General features: G+C 41.1%; 14 protein-coding genes. 5 read left to right on the top strand and 9 right to left on the bottom strand.

The annotated features are described in order from the left end of the window. Positions 1 to 10 precede the first annotated feature (10 nt). Genes WDA22_04175 through WDA22_04165 form a run of 3 tightly spaced genes read left to right on the top strand, consistent with a single transcriptional unit; the run spans position 11 to position 2,966 of the window. Entirely contained in the window at positions 11 to 1,306 is a 1,296-nt protein-coding gene (locus tag WDA22_04175; GenBank protein MFA5832657.1) for a GWxTD domain-containing protein, read from the top strand. Further along, positions 1,303 to 2,298, top strand: a complete 996-nt coding sequence (gene pdxA / locus WDA22_04170; GenBank protein ID MFA5832656.1) for a 4-hydroxythreonine-4-phosphate dehydrogenase PdxA — start codon at positions 1,303 to 1,305, stop codon at positions 2,296 to 2,298. The genes WDA22_04175 and pdxA overlap by 4 nt, the downstream gene beginning before the upstream one ends. Further along, on the top strand, positions 2,298 to 2,966 hold the full coding sequence (locus WDA22_04165; protein MFA5832655.1) for an ATP-binding cassette domain-containing protein: 669 nt from the start codon (positions 2,298 to 2,300) through the stop codon (positions 2,964 to 2,966). The genes pdxA and WDA22_04165 overlap by 1 nt, the downstream gene beginning before the upstream one ends. A 185-nt stretch (positions 2,967 to 3,151) precedes the next feature. On the opposite strand, the gene WDA22_04160 is transcribed toward WDA22_04165, so the two are convergent. The 9 genes from WDA22_04160 to WDA22_04120 all read right to left on the bottom strand — a co-directional run bounded on the left by WDA22_04160 (position 3,152) and on the right by WDA22_04120 (position 13,976). Beyond that, the gene (locus tag WDA22_04160) at positions 3,152 to 5,698 is read right to left on the bottom strand and encodes a DUF3160 domain-containing protein (protein MFA5832654.1); all 2,547 of its coding nucleotides are present in this window, start codon (positions 5,696 to 5,698) and stop codon (positions 3,152 to 3,154) included. A 209-nt stretch (positions 5,699 to 5,907) separates the two neighbouring features. After that, complete coding sequence (locus WDA22_04155; protein MFA5832653.1) at positions 5,908 to 6,138, bottom strand: NifU family protein; 231 nt, start codon at positions 6,136 to 6,138, stop codon at positions 5,908 to 5,910. Positions 6,139 to 6,183: 45 nt separating this feature from the next. Further along, positions 6,184 to 7,278 carry an Mrp/NBP35 family ATP-binding protein gene (locus WDA22_04150; protein MFA5832652.1) on the bottom strand — a complete coding sequence of 365 codons (1,095 nt, stop codon included), beginning with the start codon at positions 7,276 to 7,278 and terminating at the stop codon, positions 6,184 to 6,186. A gap of 24 nt (positions 7,279 to 7,302) precedes the next feature. Further along, complete coding sequence (locus tag WDA22_04145; GenBank protein MFA5832651.1) at positions 7,303 to 9,150, bottom strand: peptidylprolyl isomerase; 1,848 nt, start codon at positions 9,148 to 9,150, stop codon at positions 7,303 to 7,305. Continuing rightward, positions 9,147 to 10,037, bottom strand: a complete 891-nt coding sequence (locus WDA22_04140; protein MFA5832650.1) for a phosphoribosylaminoimidazolesuccinocarboxamide synthase — start codon at positions 10,035 to 10,037, stop codon at positions 9,147 to 9,149. Before WDA22_04140 ends, WDA22_04145 begins: the two co-directional genes overlap by 4 nt. 9 nt (positions 10,038 to 10,046) lie before the next feature. Beyond that, positions 10,047 to 10,655 carry a leucyl/phenylalanyl-tRNA--protein transferase gene (aat, locus tag WDA22_04135; protein MFA5832649.1) on the bottom strand — a complete coding sequence of 203 codons (609 nt, stop codon included), beginning with the start codon at positions 10,653 to 10,655 and terminating at the stop codon, positions 10,047 to 10,049. A gap of 89 nt (positions 10,656 to 10,744) precedes the next feature. Continuing rightward, positions 10,745 to 11,848: an ATP-dependent 6-phosphofructokinase gene (locus WDA22_04130; GenBank protein ID MFA5832648.1), complete on the bottom strand. Its 1,104-nt coding sequence runs from the start codon at positions 11,846 to 11,848 to the stop codon at positions 10,745 to 10,747. A 64-nt stretch (positions 11,849 to 11,912) separates the two neighbouring features. Then, positions 11,913 to 12,908 carry a Gfo/Idh/MocA family oxidoreductase gene (locus tag WDA22_04125; GenBank protein ID MFA5832647.1) on the bottom strand — a complete coding sequence of 332 codons (996 nt, stop codon included), beginning with the start codon at positions 12,906 to 12,908 and terminating at the stop codon, positions 11,913 to 11,915. 63 nt (positions 12,909 to 12,971) lie between these two features. Then, positions 12,972 to 13,976 (bottom strand): cytochrome c, encoded by a 1,005-nt coding sequence (locus WDA22_04120; GenBank protein ID MFA5832646.1) that lies wholly within the window; start codon positions 13,974 to 13,976, stop codon positions 12,972 to 12,974. An 85-nt stretch (positions 13,977 to 14,061) separates the two neighbouring features. On the opposite strand from WDA22_04120, the gene WDA22_04115 reads away from it, so the two are divergent. Beyond that, on the top strand, positions 14,062 to 15,432 hold the full coding sequence (locus tag WDA22_04115) for an LptF/LptG family permease (GenBank protein MFA5832645.1): 1,371 nt from the start codon (positions 14,062 to 14,064) through the stop codon (positions 15,430 to 15,432). Further along, positions 15,429 to 16,514: an LPS export ABC transporter permease LptG gene (lptG, locus tag WDA22_04110; GenBank protein ID MFA5832644.1), complete on the top strand. Its 1,086-nt coding sequence runs from the start codon at positions 15,429 to 15,431 to the stop codon at positions 16,512 to 16,514. Before WDA22_04115 ends, lptG begins: the two co-directional genes overlap by 4 nt. The last annotated feature ends 6 nt before the right edge of the window (positions 16,515 to 16,520 follow it).

Raw genomic sequence — 16,520 nt, 5'->3', positions numbered from 1 at the left:
GAAAGAATTTATGAAAACACGAGCAATCGTCTCCGTTGTGATTGTCCTTTGTGTATTAAGTGTGGCATTTGCTCAAGAAAGAGTGGTCCGTGAGCAGACCGGAGGAAATGTTATCCAATATGAGTCGATAGTTATTTCTTCGGATTCAGGAAATACAGTCGTCATTCCACTTCGAATACGGTATGATTTTTTTGTCTTTACACGATCGATGAATACATCTGAAGATCTCTTTACCGCTCATGGAGAAGCGACTATTGAACTGCTGGACTCCACCGGCACTTCATCAGCTCGAGCAATTCAACAAATTAATGTATCAGCTGCCGAAAATTCTCCTTCTTTTCTCCGGTCACAGTCCGGCCAGTATTTTTTCTCCTTTCCACTCCCTGCCGGATATTATACTATTGTCATTAAGATTGATGATATGGAATCAAAGCGAGAATTTGTCGACAACAAAAAACATATCATCATCCCAAAACAATCGGGTATATTATCCGGATTGATACCTATTCAAATTTTTTCCGGAAAAGCATTCACTTTATTCAATCTTGGCGGGGACGTTCTTTTTTCGCAGAATTATGGTTTCATCTTCCTTTCCCATAAAGCATATTCCACTGCTCGATATTCACTTTCTAAATTGTTGATGGATGAAGAGGACAAAGAGTCGGTTGAAACGAATATTTCTACCACTATTGTATCATTTGAAAATCAGACCGTAAACACACTCCATAAAGACAATTCGATCGAACTCAGTTTACAAAGTGCTCCTCATTGCAACATTAATTATATTTCATTGAACGGTTCACAATTGCGTCAAGGACGGTATGAATTATCCATTCTCCTACCTGATTCGACGACACTGAAGACAACATTTGCAGCACGATGGCGTGATATGCCGATATCATTGTATGATCTTGATCTTGCCATTGAGCCAATTCAATACATTACAACCAAAGATGATTACTCCGAACTTCGCAGGGGTGGACGCGAAAGCAGGATAAATAAATTCGAAGAATTTTGGAAGAAGAAAGACTCGACACCAGCTACGGCATATAATGAAGTGATGCATGAATTTTATCGCAGAGTTGATTTTTCTATGACTGCATTCAGAACATTGCGTGAGATGAATGGTGCTATTACCGACAGAGGGAAAATTTATATTCTCTACGGAAAACCGACTTCGACCGAGCGATTGCTCAATCCTGATGGTGCTCCAAAGGAAATATGGAAATACAATTCACTAAACAAGATGTTCACATTTGAAGACCCCAGTAAACAAGGAAATTATAAACTCGCAGAGAATAAATGAAACCTATCATTGCAATCACCATCGGAGATTTTAACGGCATAGGGCCGGAAGTTACACTGAAAAGTATCTCATCCAAAATTGTTCAAAAAAACATTCAACCTGTATTGATCGGGTCATTTGACATTTTTCAACATGTTGCCACAAAATTAAAAATTGCGGTTGATCTTGTTCAAGTTGATTCACTTACAACAAAATTCAAAACCGGAACCGTCCCGGTCATCACGGTCCATCCCGCAACAAAAAAAAACGTGCAATTAGGTGTCACCTCCCCGGACGCAGGTGTCTGTGCAGGAATGGCCATTGAACGCGCCATAAAACTTTGCATGGATAAGGATGTTGACGCAATGGTCACGGCACCGGTATCCAAAGAAGCCTTACATTTTGCAGGATACAATTTCCCGGGACAAACTGAAATGCTTGCCATGCTTACACGATCGGACCGAGTGACAATGATGTTATTATCGAAAACAATGCGTGTTGCATTGGCTACGGTACATGTTCCGCTCAAAAGTGTTTCTGAAAATCTTTTTATAGATCGAATCGTTGAGAAACTGGACACGGTAAATTCATCGTTACGAAGGGATTTAGGAATTGCGAAACCTTCAATCGCCGTTCTTGGATTGAATCCCCACGCCGGTGAAAACGGCGCAATCGGAACGGAAGAACGCGATGTGATTATTCCGGCAATCAAAAAAGCACAAGAAAAAGGAATTAATGCTGTCGGCCCTTTCCCTGCTGATGGTTTTTTTGCATCTCAGGCATTTAAAAAATATGACGCAATCTTGGCAATGTACCACGATCAAGGTTTGATTCCATTAAAAATGAGCGGATTTGATGAAGGGGTAAATTTCTCCGCCGGATTAAAAATTATTCGCACGTCGCCCGACCATGGAACAGCGTTTGATATAGCCGGAAAGAATATGGCAAATCCCGGTAGCATGATCTCTGCGATCCAATTGGCCGCCTCAATCATTGAACAACGGAAAAAATAATGCTCGTACAATTTGACGATGTCAGTGTTTCATTCGATCATCATGCATTATTGCGTGATATCAATCTTCTTATAGAGCCGGGAGAATTTGTTTCATGTGTCGGAGAATCGGGTGCGGGAAAAAGCAGTCTATTACGATTGATCTATATGGACCTTATCCCAACACACGGCATCGTCTCTGTCGGAGAATTCACTTCAAAGAACATCACATCTCGACAAATTCCATTTTTACGACGAAAACTCGGCATCGTGTTCCAGGATTTCAAACTTCTGGAAGATCGAAATGTGTATGACAATGTAGCGTTTGCGTTACACGTTACAAGTACATCATCAAATGTTATCAAAAAGAAAGTTGTTACGGTATTAACGCAGGTAGGACTAAGTCATAAACGAAATGCAATGCCGCATCAACTTTCCGGAGGCGAACAGCAGCGGGTGTGTATTGCCCGAGCACTGGTCAATGAGCCATTCCTCATCCTGGCGGACGAACCGACGGGAAACCTCGATCCTGGAACATCGATGGAGATATTAAAACTCCTTCTCGATATCAATCACAAAGGGACGGCCGTGTTAATGACAACTCACAATTACGATCTTGTAAGAAAAGCACAAGGAAAGATTTTGCAGATTAAAGAGAGAAATATACGGGAAGTGCAGTTAAAACAATAAGTTTTTGCAAAGAGATTTGCCTCTGATATGTGCTACTCCTTACCTCAACAAAACAACTTTTCATTTCCCTTTCGAGAACATCAACAACTTTTAGCACAACAAGGATGTTTTTTAACATACTTTACCCTAGAAGTTTCTAATATTTCGGTGATCTATTATTGTAGAACGCACATCCGTTCTTTGTCCTATTTTATCAAACTCATCTTCCCGATTTGTCTTTGATCTCCGGAAATAAGATGATAGAAATACACTCCGCTGGCAGCACCTTTTCCATTCTCAGCCGTTCCGTCCCACCGCGCAGCATAATTTCCTTCCGGCATTTGTTGTTGAAGTAATTGTTTCACACGTCTCCCCTGCACATCATAGATCGTGAGCTCAACACGATGATTCGATAGTGATCGGGGTATAGAAAAACTAATAATTGTCGATGAATTGAATGGATTTGGATAATTATTTCCAAGTGTAAGTTGAGACGGAATTTTCATGTCATCAGATTGTTGTAGAACACCCGTCACAAGTGAAGCACCTGCTCCTCGTGAACCGCCAACCGAATCCGCCATGTAGAGATTAACAAAATCAGGTCTGAATGCTGGTAAGTTTAGATAGCTGCTCTTCCACTCTTCATCTGACAGTCGTTTGAAATTGGTGCTCACATACTCATAATAGCTCATCACAGGGCCTATAAAGGATACCAACTGTCCATCAGATGCTTCGGTTGTGATAACGGCAAGATTTACGGGGCCTGTTCCTGCATGGAGCACCCATCCTACAAAACTACCAGTTTCATCAGTCGGACACGTGTGGACATCGGCAACAACCAAATCGTTTTTCAGAAACCCTTCATCACCAGTATAGAATAAACGATAATACCATCCATCGTACTCAGGGCCGCAAATTTTATTCAAAAATAACATCTGTTTGAGAAATGTTTTTTCTTTATCGGTTAATTGCGTATGGTCAAGTTCCTTTTGTGCGATTAACTGTAATGTATCTGCCATTGCTTTCACATTATTCCAATAGTAGACTATACTCCCTTCTGTCCATGGGAGCATTTGAAATTTCTCAGCGGCAACTTTTGCAAACATTTTTATTGCTCCAAAAAATTCCGGTATTGGTTCAACATAACTTTCCGGAAATGAACATACAATGCCGCCGGTATAGGACTGTTTTGCATATAACAGATTGTCATGGCGAAGCTGCGCCCATGATGCAAGCTGCGTATTCATCTTTTCCTGCCACCATGCAGCTGTCTGCATAAATAATGGTAATTTTGTTCTATCCTTTGGCGGCACAAGAGTTCGAATTGATTGCAGCCAGTTGTTATACAGGGTGCCTTGCCAAAATTCCGGTTCATAGGAATCAACCAGATAGCGAAGAGAAGCAAGATTTGTTGCATAATGGTATGTTGACAATTCGGATTCAAGTAATTGCGCCGCAGCATTGTTCCCTAACGAGAACAATACATCATATCGTGATGGAAGAGCTCTCCAAACCTTTTTGTTATTGAATGTAATTTTATCGTAGACAACATTTCCTGTGATATACGAATCAATGACAAATCGCTGCCCTAACAATAAGAATGCCGATGCCGGCTGTATACTGTCCGGACTGCTCGGATCTGAAATAATGATCTGAGACAAAATACGCTGAAAGGCAAACGATTTTTGTCTCAACGAATCCTGAAAACTCTTATAGCGCTTAGTATCTAATAAGGTATATGCACTATCAATATTTGTAACCTGTTTAAGTGTTTGAACATTTAGAAGCGTAACGTTATCAGATTCTCCAACAAAAAAGCGTATCATACTGTCAATCTCTTCCAACATCGGATAGGCATTGCTTCCTTCTGTAACTTCTGCCACTAATACTGCATCTATCACCTGTCGCTGAATATCTTCGTCTTTTTGAGGAGGAATGGAGTTTACAGGGGCTATCAAATACATTTCTGTTCTGCCCAACCACATCATTGCTTGGAAGTACTTCTTTAATCGTTCCGATTGGGTGTAATGACCGCGGACTGTAAACTGACTGAAATCAATGTATCTGGGAACAGATGAAAACAAGGAGTAACTTACTGGTTTTTCTGCAGCAATAAATTTCATGATGGAATCTACCAATGAGATATTTTCTGAGAAAACAGGTGTAACAACATTACCCAACAACTTTCTCGGTACCGTAAGATACAGATCGACATCCAATAACATTTGCTTCATTGCAGGATATACTTCGTACCGCGTAGAAAGAATAGGCAATTGCTTGTGCAGTTTTCCGAGCAGCGAATCGAGTTTTGGTATGAGCATTCGCTCTTCTACATTTTTTAATATTGCATCATATGACATATGAATTGCGTGCAGAATGGCATCGGTGGAAACAAACACCGGCAGATCACGATGGAATATTTCGCCAAATGCGGCACCAAATGATGGGCGCTTCAACCGTTCCGTCACCATAAAGCCATGTGTTTCAATCAATGTTTTTTCATATTCAGTCAGAGCATATTTTATCTGGATGGAATCGCTGAAGAGCGCTGAACTGAACTTCGTACGAGCTTCTTTTTGAAAGGCACCTGCCGAATGTAACGCTCGCAGTTGACTCGCATCCATATTTTGATGGCTTGATAAAAATTGTTTATACGCTGCAAGATCAAACGGTGAGGAAGATTGGGGATAAATAATACCAGAAAGGGAAAGAATGAAAAGCGATAATACAATGTGTTTATTGCGGAGTGACATATATGCCTCCTTTTGACAGCCATTCAGTGTACAAAATTACGACAACTTCAATGAGTTGTCAATGTCAGTAACGTATGGAAGATTTCTCAAGGAAAAATTGGAGGTTTTTTTGAAGAGAAACTAAAGAAGATTAGGACAAAGCTGTCTGTAGCAGAAACCGCCAATACTTACAGCTCAATCTCACACTCATAACATCGAAAAAGAAAATATTATCCTACCTGCTCTACTCTGCGAACTTCAGGAATATCTCTCAAGATCTTCCGCTCCACCCCTGCGCGCAGCGTCATTCTCGACATCGGACACGATACACACGAACCGATGAGTCTTACCTCAACGAATCCATCATCAGTAACACGGAGTAGTTCAACATCACCCCCATCTGCCTGCAGATACGGGCGGACTGTGTCCAATGATTTCTGTACTCTTTCAGTTATTGTCATATGAAGTTGTGTCGGTAGGAATTGATGCCAACCGACTTTACCACATTATGAATGATTATTTCCTAACGATATTTCAATCGGTGCTGATTGTTTTGAAAAGTTGCTGATACTAATCTGTGCTGCAAGATTTTTGGCAATCGTTGTAAAAATCTTGGCCGGTTCACTTTGCGGTTCAGAATCAGTGATCGGTCTGCCTGTATCACTGCCAACGCGAATCTTTGTATAAATCGGAATCTCTCCAAGGAATGGAACCGTAAATTGTGCAGCGACCTTCTTCCCACCACCGTTATCAAAGATGTTCTCCCGTTCCCCGCTAGCGCTGACAAAATAACTCATATTTTCCACAACACCAAGTATAGGCACATTTACTTTCTGAAACATCGCCATCCCCCGGCGCGCATCGGCAAGAGACATTTCTTGAGGGGTTGTGACAATAACAGCACCGGTCAATGGAATCTGTTGAACAATCGTCAATTGAATATCCCCTGTTCCGGGAGGAAGGTCAAAAACGAGATAATCTAATTCACCCCAGTCTACATCTGTCATAAATTGCTTCACTGCACCACTTGCCATTGGTCCCCGCCATATGACTGCTTGAGTAGAATCGATCAAAAATCCTATTGACATCACTTTTACACCGTATTTTTCCAACGGGATTAATTTTTGATCATGCATTTTCGGTTTTTCATTGATATTGAACATCAATGGAATACTCGGTCCATAAATATCACAATCGATCAATCCAACGCTTGCACCTTCTCTCGCTAAGGCAACGGCAAGATTAACGGCAACGGTAGATTTTCCTACTCCTCCTTTTCCGCTTGCCACAGCGATGGTATTTTTAACGCCCGGAAGAACTGGTGTCGCTTGCATATTCATTCGCTTTGAAACGCTTGATGTCATTGTCACTTGCAACGTATCAATCTCCGGAATCGAATGTTTAACGGCGTGCTCAGCCTGAGCCTTCATTTCCTCTTTCACCGGACATGCTGGTGTCGTCAACTCGATGGAAAAGCTGACATGCTTCCCTTCGATCTTAATATCTTTCACAAAATTCAACGCCACAATGTCCTTATTCAGATCTGGATCGCGCACCACTCGAAGGGCATTGAGAATATTTTCGCTGTTCAAAGAACTCATGAGTTTTTCCTTAATAGATGACAATTACTGATTCACACGTTGTTGTTGCAGCCATTCATAGACCCATTGCGTCTGAGGAATCATTTGAGGAACGGCAAGCACTCTGCCGCCAAATCCTATATTGCGCCATGTAACCATACTTGTGGTTGTTGTTTTTACTTGTCGAAGAGTATTTTCATAGAGTGCAACATTATATTTTTTTGCCAGCGTTCCAATAAACTTATCCAATGTTTTCTGCTTCTTTTCATTGAGAAGTTTTTGAGCAATAGTTTTTTTGGCGTTAACTAAATTCGTTTTCACAGAATCATCCTGAATTTTCCGATCGAGCACCGTAAATACAGTATACCCCTCTTTTATTTTCCTGGGACCATTTAATTCTCCAATATTCGCCGAAGAAGCAAACGTCCCCAAATCTCCATGCATTGAAATGTCGATCCATGGTGATTCACCTCCGTTATTCGCCCACTCTTTTCTCTTCGAATATTTTTTTGCAAGTGTTGAGAATTCTTCCCCTTTATTAATTCTATTAATAATTGTTATTGCAGCATCAGCACTATCAACCAGAATTTCTTTCATCCGAACCAATACCGTAGCACCATACTGTTGAGGATGTTTTTGATATTCGGTCTCTATGTCAATTTCGGTTACTTGAACGGAATCCATAACGGTTCGAGCAAGAAGCCAGCTTTTTCGGTTATCCAACCATGTTGCCACATCATGCTTTACCGCGTTCGATTGATGAAGGTTCTTCTTTAGACCTTCCCGAGCAAGCAATTCATTTTGAATAACCGTTTTGATATTATTATTTAAGACGATCCGGATGTGGTCTGGATTGAGCGAAGGAAACACAACATTATTATTACTTAAACCGAGCAGCACATCACCAAGCGTCATATCACCTGATGCAATCGAAATAAATTGTTTTGAAAGATCAGTGTTGAATTTTTTTTCCAGTTGATTGATGGCCGTTGAAGGAAGTCGATACATTCCATTCGAACCATAGCTCGTTGAATCAGATTGCAATAAAAATATTACCGAATCGGCCAATCGATAGAACATATCCGGATTAGCTTCCGCCTTTTGAGGAGAGGTAACTTGTGCGAATGTTTTTATCGCTAATGAATCTTCTTTCCGTTGTTTTAGAACATTCTCTACCTTGTGAAGTCTATCGGGATGGGAAAATCTGGCGTTTTGTTCATGGATATTTTTTTTCAATAGTCGAAACATCACCATACCGCGGTTTTCGACTTCAAGAGGGAAAGATAGACTATCTTTCCCAAGCGCATAAACAATGTCTTCGATCTTTTTGTCGACAGATCCATACGACACGCGAAGTGTATCGATAACAACAAACAGAGAATCCGTGTATCGTCTAAATATCGCTTTTTTATTTTTACTTTGAATGACCTTTTTTCTCAACAATTCCCCATCCTGTTTGGATACAATGCCAAGAATTTCTACCTCTATCTCATAGGGAAAACGAAGTAATCCTTCCCGCCGTTCGGCGTCAGAAATCGCAATTTTTGGGAGAACTTCTTGTTTGTAAAATTCATCGCGAACGAACAGTCGTTCGAAATTGCGTTGAGCATGTAATGAGACGGAATCAAATCCAATATTCTGTGCCGAAGCCTCAATGGCAAGTAATTTCTCGGCCACCATTGAATACAGAAATTCGAGTTTAGAAAATTCAATACGCGACGCCTGATCTTTACGAGGCCATGGCATCAATTCGAACCGCTCAAGAAAGTCTCTGGCTGAAACAACATGAGAACCTACAGTCGCTACGGTATCAAGCGGCAATTCAGCAGAGCGCTGTTCAAATTGAGCAAACGTAACGGAAACCAAAAAAAATATTGATGCAAATATTTTCATTCTACATGTTTCCCGGTCAATTGATATACTGCTTTTTGATAAAGATCTGCCGTTTTATTGATGATATCATCCGGCATCACAGGTCCCGGCGGGCGTTTATTGAATTTGATAGACAAGAGATAATCACGGACAAACTGCTTGTCATAACTATGTTGAGCTTTACCTGGTGAATAGGTCTCCTTTGGCCAAAAACGAGATGAATCGGGAGTTAGTAACTCGTCTATCAACATTAGTTTTGCATCTTTTATTCCAAATTCCATTTTGGTATCAGCTATGATAATCCCTTTTGTTTCTGCAATTTCCGATGCCCGTCGAAATATTTTTTGGGAGACCTCACGAACTTGCTCGCTGCGCTCTTTCCCTTCTTTTGCAATCATTTTTTCAAATGGAATATTTTCGTCGTGAACACCTATTTCTGCTTTCGTTGAGGGAGTGAAAATGGTCTCAGGAAGTTTTTGGCTCTCTACCAATCCGGAAGGAAGAGTAATTCCACAGATTGTTCCACTCTTCTTATATTCTTCCCAACCAGATCCGGAAATATATCCTCGTACGATACATTCCACGGAAAGTGGTTCCGTTTTCTTGACAAGCATACTGCGTCCGCGTAAATCTTCTTTATACGGTAAGCACTCGGCAGGGAAATCATCTACCTTCGTTGAAACAACATGATTTTGAATGATATCTTTTGTCTGTTCAAACCAAAATGCCGAGATTTGCGTAAGTACATTCCCTTTAAATGGGATTCCTTGCGGCATAACAACATCAAATGCCGATAAACGGTCTGTCGCCACAAACAATAAGTATTCACCGACATCGTAAATATCTCTTACTTTGCCCCGTTTAATAAATTTCAGTGTAGGAAATTTTGTTTCAGTCAGAATATTCATAAGGCACTCTCAATTGAAATTACAGTGTAACTGAATTGCAATGCGCAAACGCTCGAGGTACTCTTCTTTTGGAATTTCGACACATCCAAGCGTCGCAAGGTGTGAATTCACATATTGTGTATCGAGCAGGACAAATCCTTTTTCATTCAACTGTTGTACAAGTGCAACAAGCGCTGTTTTTGAAGCATCGTTCATTCTGCTGAACATCGATTCGCCGAAAAAGGCGCCGCCGATTGCAACTCCGTATAAACCTCCCACGAGAGTGTTATTGTTCCAGCATTCAACAGAATGTGCAAAACCATAATAATGGAGGTTCAAATAACTCTGTACAATAATTTCAGAGATCCAGATGTCTTCCCGTTCGGCACACGCACGAATTGTCTTTTCAAAATCGGAATCTATACGAATCTCAAAAATATTTTTTCGAAGTGTTTGACGAAGACTTCTAGATATTTTTAATCCGTCCAGAGGGATGATTCCTCTCTGCTCAGGGGAAAACCAATGTATCTCCCCCGCTGTTCCATCTGCCATTGGAAAAATTCCGTTGCAATAGGCGTCCAACAAAAATTGTCCGTCTATAATTTTGCTGCCATTCGCTAATGTAGAATAGATCTTCACAGTCTAAAAATCCAATGCCGAGTTTTCATGAAACATGAAGAACTCGGCATTGAAAATAGTTTGAAACTATCGGCATGTCTCAATGGATATTATTCATCACCGAAACTCGTTCCAACGGCTCGTGCCGTGTTAACGATTTCTCCGTCTAGCACTGGAACAAGTCGTTGTTTGGAGATTGCATCCTTAATGGCAACACTTGTCACTGTTAACCCGCGCAGACTTACCATGCGTCCAAATTCTCCGTTTACTGCAAGTTCAACGGCTTTTGTACCATATCGAGTTGCAAGGACACGGTCAAACGCTGTTGGACTACCGCCGCGCTGTAAATGTCCAAGAATCGTGGTCCGTGTTTCTAATCCTGTTTCTTGAGAGATACGACGGCCGACATGTTCTCCAATTCCACCAAAACGGATCGGATCGGTTCGTTTCACATCAGTTTCTTTAATGACTATCTCTTCATCCGCAGCTTTTGCGCCTTCTGCAATACAGACGATAGAATATCGATTACCTCGCGTGCTGCGTTCAATCACTCGGCGCATGACACTATCCCACTTGAACGGGAGTTCGGGTAGTAAAATAATGTCCGCTCCTCCGGCAAGTCCGGCTTCGAGAGCAATCCATCCTGCATATCGTCCCATCACTTCAATGACCATCACGCGGTGATGCGCAGAAGCGGTGGTATGCAAGCGGTCTATTGCTTCTGTCGCAATAGACAACGCTGTGTCGAAACCAAATGTTTGATCAGTTGCATCAAGATCATTGTCAATTGTTTTCGGAACACCAACAATATTCATTCCCAAATCAGAAAGCTTATTGGAGATGTGCATTGTTCCATCGCCGCCGATGGTGATGATTGCATCAAGTCCCCAGCCTTTATAATGCTTCAGAACACGTTGCGAAGCATCAACGATCTCAATTCCATTTTGTCCTTCGGTCGGATAATGGAATGGGTCCCCTTTATTGGACGTACCAAGTATTGTTCCCCCTTCTCCGATAATTCCCGCGATATCATCACGGGAAATTTCTCGCATCTTTCCTTCCACAAACCCTTCAAATCCATCCTCGATACCAACGATGGTCAGTCCATGATCATTCATTGCAGGCTTTGCAACACCGCGTATAACGGCATTCAATCCAGGACAATCGCCACCGCCAGTTAAAATTCCAAGACGTTTAATTTTTTTAGTTGACATGATATCTGTTTTTTTCTCCAGTTTTTGACTATTCAATGTAAGAAAAAATGATAACTCTTAAAAGCTATTTTTTAGAATCGATTATTGCACGTTCTAAAATTTCTTGATTTTGTAAAGAGTTTTTATTTGTGACGATGGGCTTTATCTCATGTAAAATGCAGTCAGAAAAATGTTCAACTTCTTTGATATAAAGATTGGGAACAGTAATGTTTTCCTTTTCGATCTTTTCAATTTTCCCATCCTTGCCGAATTTTATCTCCAGCGTTGTTTCCGTATTACTCGGAGTAAAATTGAATGCAGAGATCGATCCTTTTGTCCCGACAAATTCAATAAATCCTTGGCGGTACGCAGATTCGAAGGAAGAATAAATCGTAGCCAATACTCCTTTGGAAAATTGCAGCGCCAGAACGCATGTCTTTTCCACATTTCCTGTTGCATGATTCGGCATCATCACGCTCTTAACCGTTTCGACAGTATCATCATTGAGAATATAGCGCATCGTATCAAGACAATGAATTCCGATATCAAATAATGGTCCGCCTCCTGCTGTCTCTTTGTTTAACACCCAACTTCGTTGTGAGTGTCGAGCATCATAAATAAAGTGAGATTGTGCAAAAGTGATTTCACCTATCAATCCGGATTGAATTATCTCTTTCATCCGTTGAACAAGTGGAGAAAACCGCAGCATATGTCCGACCATAAACTTTACTCCCGCTCGCTCACATGCATCAACCATTTCTTTCGCTTGATGAATATTAATTGCCATCGGTTTCTCTACAAGGACATGTTTTTTATGGTTTGCTGCCGTGAGCGTTTCGGAATGGTGTTGAACATTTGCAGAGACGATAAACACAGCGTCAACTTCGTTCGACGAAGCAAGCGCTTCCACGGAGTCAAAATAAAAAGGGATCGAATGTTCTTCTGCCTTCCATTTCGCCATGTCAAGCGATCGCTTTTGAAGCGCAACAAGTTCTGCATTGTGTGCAGAACGAATCGCCGGCATTATAGCCCGTTCTGCAAACGCTCCAAATCCAATAATCCCAAAACGGACTTTTTTCATACTCTTCACTATTGTTTAAAACAATAATGAGCGAGACAGTATCTGTCTCGCTCATTTGCTATGTTAATTCTCGGCAACCTTTGCCGTAAATTTTTCCACTTTATGCTCAACAGGTGGAATAGTGCGTAAATAACGATAGATCGCTTTTAAATCTTCATCTTTCATTCCGGACAAGAGCATCCAAGGCATTGCCGAGTTGAACTCTCCCGCTTTAACGGTTTTATTTCTGTTCAGAGAATCACGGTACATTTGAAATTTTCCAAGGAATACATCTTCCGTCCAAGTGCCAATTCCTGTCTCATGACTTTGTGTGATATTTGCAGAGCGAACTTTATCACCTGTCAATGGAGAAGTGAACTCCATTCCACCGGCAAACTCCATTCCGGGAAGACGGTTTCCTTTATCATCCATCGGTGTATGACAATCTGCACATGCGGCTGACGTTACAAGATACTTACCATAATTTACCGTATCGCTCCGTTCCGGCAATGTCATTGGTGATGTTGCATCTTTCGGAATCAACTTTACTATGATATTTAAGGGGAAGTCTAATTCAGTTTCAGGATACACTGGTGTTTCAATCGTAGGAAGTGTTCGAATATATGTGATCACAGATTTCACATCTTCGGGATCCATTTTTGCGTACGAAGGATATGGCATCAATGGAAATATTGCTTTCCCATCTTTTGTTACACCGGTGGTAATTAAACGATATAATTCTCCATCAGTCCAATTTTTCAAATTGTGAGGAGTAATGTTTTTTGAATAAATTGTCCCAGGAAAATTCGCCGTCACTTTGTCAAATTTTTCACCACCTTTTCCTTCTGTCCCGGGTGTAATAGGGCCAGCAAATTTTGTCCAATCGCGCGTGGAGTGACAATCGATGCAACCAACAACGTGATTAACGAGATATTTACCTCGTTCAAGTCGTTCAGGTGTTGCTTCTATCGTAATGGCAAGGGCCGGTGAAACTTTAGGAAATGCAAGATTTAGATACATAATCAAGCCGATGACAATGAGCACGATAGCACCGACAATATATCCTGCAATCTTTAGAGCTTTTTTCATAATGTCTCCTCATATGATGAAAAAATGTGCTGTAAATTAAAAATATTTTCTTGATTGTCAAACCAAATGAGAGGTATCTTGTAGAATGATTCTTTCGCTCTATATATTGAAGCGCCATTCAGCCCCTTTTTTCGGTTCATTTTTGTTTCTGATGTCCGTTTTTGTGCTACAATTTGTGATGAAGTTCATGGATCAGTTGGTAGGGAAAGGACTGAGCGGTGCTGTCATCGCAGAATTGATGATGTTGAATCTTGCCTGGATGGTTGTGCTGGCTGTACCAATGGCTGTGCTTGTAGCAACGTTGATGGCTTTTGGCGCCATGGCATCTACCAATGAAGTTACAGCGATGAAAGCAGGTGGAGTAAGTCTATATCGTATGATGTTTCCGGTCGCCATTGCAGCAATGATTGTCAGTTATGGAATGATCGAGTTTAATAATAAAGTTCTTCCGGAAGCAAACCACCGGTCCAAAACGTTAACAATCGATATTCGCCAAAAAAAACCAACCCTCTCCCTTATCCCCGGATTATTCAATCAGGACATGCAAGGTTTCAGCATGCTCGTTCGGAAAACGTTTGAAGAATCCAACGAACTTGAAGGAGTCACGATCTATAACCATTCCGACCCGAACAAAAACACCGTTATCACAGCCAAACGTGGAACACTTTCATTTTCAAGCGATTATCGAAAACTCATCATGGATCTGTATGATGGTGAGATACATGAAATTGATCATCTTAAACCAAAAATGTATAGAGTAATTCAGTTCCATCGGCAACGCATTTCCACAATCACGGAAGGATTTGATTTTGAACGATCCGCAGTGGATAAGTTTTCCCGAGGAGACCGGGAGTTAAGTTCCGGCGAAATGAGATATATGGTTGACAGTCTTGAAGGATTAACGAAATCCATTCACCTGCGAATTGATGATTATACTGCGGGATTACAGGGAAAACTCTTTACCGGATCAGTTAGTGCAAAATCTCCGTCGAAGGATTTTTGGCGAAATATTGAACAGTATTCAGACATAAAAAGTCAGATGATGTTCTATAGAAATAATATTGAAAGCGAAATCTCCAATAACGATTATCAGGAAAAAGTTATTCGTGAATACCTGGTGGAAATCCATAAAAAATATTCCATCCCGGTTGCCTGTTTTGTTTTTATTCTTGTCGGAGCTCCATTGGGTGTTATGGCGCGACGGGGAGGATTTGGGGTTGCCGCTTCTTTGAGTTTGGGATTTTTCTTATTGTATTGGGCTTCATTAATCGGCGGCGAAAAACTTGCCGATCGTCATGTGATTGAACCATGGTTTGGAATGTGGGGTGCTAATATGGTCGTTGGTCTATTGGGATGCTTTCTTACCTACAAAGTCGGCAAAGAGAATATTGAATTGAACTTTGATTGGTGGCGAAAACTTGTTCCCAAAAAACTGATCGACTGGATGAACAGATGAAGATCCTCGATTCATATATCTTAAAACAATTCCTTATGACGATGATCTTCGGATTGATCACGTTTATGGCGATCTTTGTTATCATCGATCTCATGGAAAATCTGGACGACTTTTTGGATAACAATGTCGCCAATTCAATCATCATTCAATATTATTTTTCATTCCTCCCGGAAATTATTAAACTAATGACCCCCGTAGCGGTGCTATTGGCAAGTCTATTTACTACCGGAAAGTTGGCGTCAAACAACGAGCTGACAGCAATGAAAGCCGGCGGCATGAGCATCTACCGTTACATGTTTCCGTTGATCTCGGTCGCATTGATTGTCAGCCTTGCATCGGTCTATTTTAACGGTTGGATCGTGCCATATGCAAATCAACAAAAGTTTTCGATTGAACGAAAATATCTAAACAAATATTTGGAATCCTCTGCACGTGCAAACATCTATCTTCAAGATGGTCCGCGACGAATCGTTTATATTGCATACTTCGACAGAATAAGCGGCAATGGTACGCGAGCTTCCATCCAAGAATTCAGCGATAGCAGCTTGATTTCCATTTCACAGCGATGGGATGGGCTTCAATTTCTATGGGATAGTACAAAGCAGAAATGGACGATGCAACTTGGACAACATAGAGTTGTGACGAAGAATGGTGAACAACTCACAACATTTGATACATACGTTTTCGATGATCTCTCCTTCTCGCCAAAAGATATCGTCAAAAAAGTTGAGAAACCGGAAGAAATGAACTATACGGAATTGCGTGATTTTATTGTCCGACAACAAAGCAGCGGAAATGACGTCGCACGATGGATGGTGGATTATCACAGTAAAGTGGCATTTCCATTTGCAAGCGTCATCGTCGTGTTGTTCGGAATTCCGTTTTCATTTGGGAAACGAAAAGGAGGCATTGCAATTCAAGTCGGGATTTCTGCGGCAGTCGTTTTTATCTACATGGTTTTTATGAAGATCAGCAATGTTTTCGGTTACAATGGCGATCTTAATCCTCTCTTAACCGCGTGGCTAGCGAATATCATTTTCTTTACCGCCGGAGTGATAAATATTTTGAGGACGAACAAATAGATCTTC

Source organism: Bacteroidota bacterium, assembly GCA_041658205.1.
Lineage (GTDB): Bacteria > Bacteroidota > Ignavibacteria > UBA10030 > UBA8401 > UBA8401.
Note: the sequence above shows the minus strand (reverse complement) of the source record. Positions and strands in the feature narration are given on the sequence as shown.

Excerpts from the sequence above, each read along its gene's own strand:
- WDA22_04120 (MFA5832646.1), bottom strand. The coding sequence starts at position 13,976 with ATGAAAAAAGCTCTAAAGATTGCAGGATATATTGTCGGTGCTATCGTG.
- WDA22_04125 (MFA5832647.1), bottom strand. The coding sequence starts at position 12,908 with ATGAAAAAAGTCCGTTTTGGGATTATTGGATTTGGAGCGTTTGCAGAA.
- WDA22_04145 (MFA5832651.1), bottom strand. The coding sequence starts at position 9,150 with ATGAAAATATTTGCATCAATATTTTTTTTGGTTTCCGTTACGTTTGCT.
- WDA22_04165 (MFA5832655.1), top strand. The coding sequence starts at position 2,298 with ATGCTCGTACAATTTGACGATGTCAGTGTTTCATTCGATCATCATGCA.
- WDA22_04160 (MFA5832654.1), bottom strand. The coding sequence starts at position 5,698 with ATGTCACTCCGCAATAAACACATTGTATTATCGCTTTTCATTCTTTCC.
- WDA22_04150 (MFA5832652.1), bottom strand. The coding sequence starts at position 7,278 with ATGAGTTCTTTGAACAGCGAAAATATTCTCAATGCCCTTCGAGTGGTG.
- WDA22_04130 (MFA5832648.1), bottom strand. The coding sequence starts at position 11,848 with ATGTCAACTAAAAAAATTAAACGTCTTGGAATTTTAACTGGCGGTGGC.
- lptG (MFA5832644.1), top strand. The coding sequence starts at position 15,429 with ATGAAGATCCTCGATTCATATATCTTAAAACAATTCCTTATGACGATG.
- WDA22_04115 (MFA5832645.1), top strand. The coding sequence starts at position 14,062 with ATGATTCTTTCGCTCTATATATTGAAGCGCCATTCAGCCCCTTTTTTC.
- WDA22_04140 (MFA5832650.1), bottom strand. The coding sequence starts at position 10,037 with ATGAATATTCTGACTGAAACAAAATTTCCTACACTGAAATTTATTAAA.
- WDA22_04155 (MFA5832653.1), bottom strand. The coding sequence starts at position 6,138 with ATGACAATAACTGAAAGAGTACAGAAATCATTGGACACAGTCCGCCCG.
- pdxA (MFA5832656.1), top strand. The coding sequence starts at position 1,303 with ATGAAACCTATCATTGCAATCACCATCGGAGATTTTAACGGCATAGGG.
- WDA22_04175 (MFA5832657.1), top strand. The coding sequence starts at position 11 with ATGAAAACACGAGCAATCGTCTCCGTTGTGATTGTCCTTTGTGTATTA.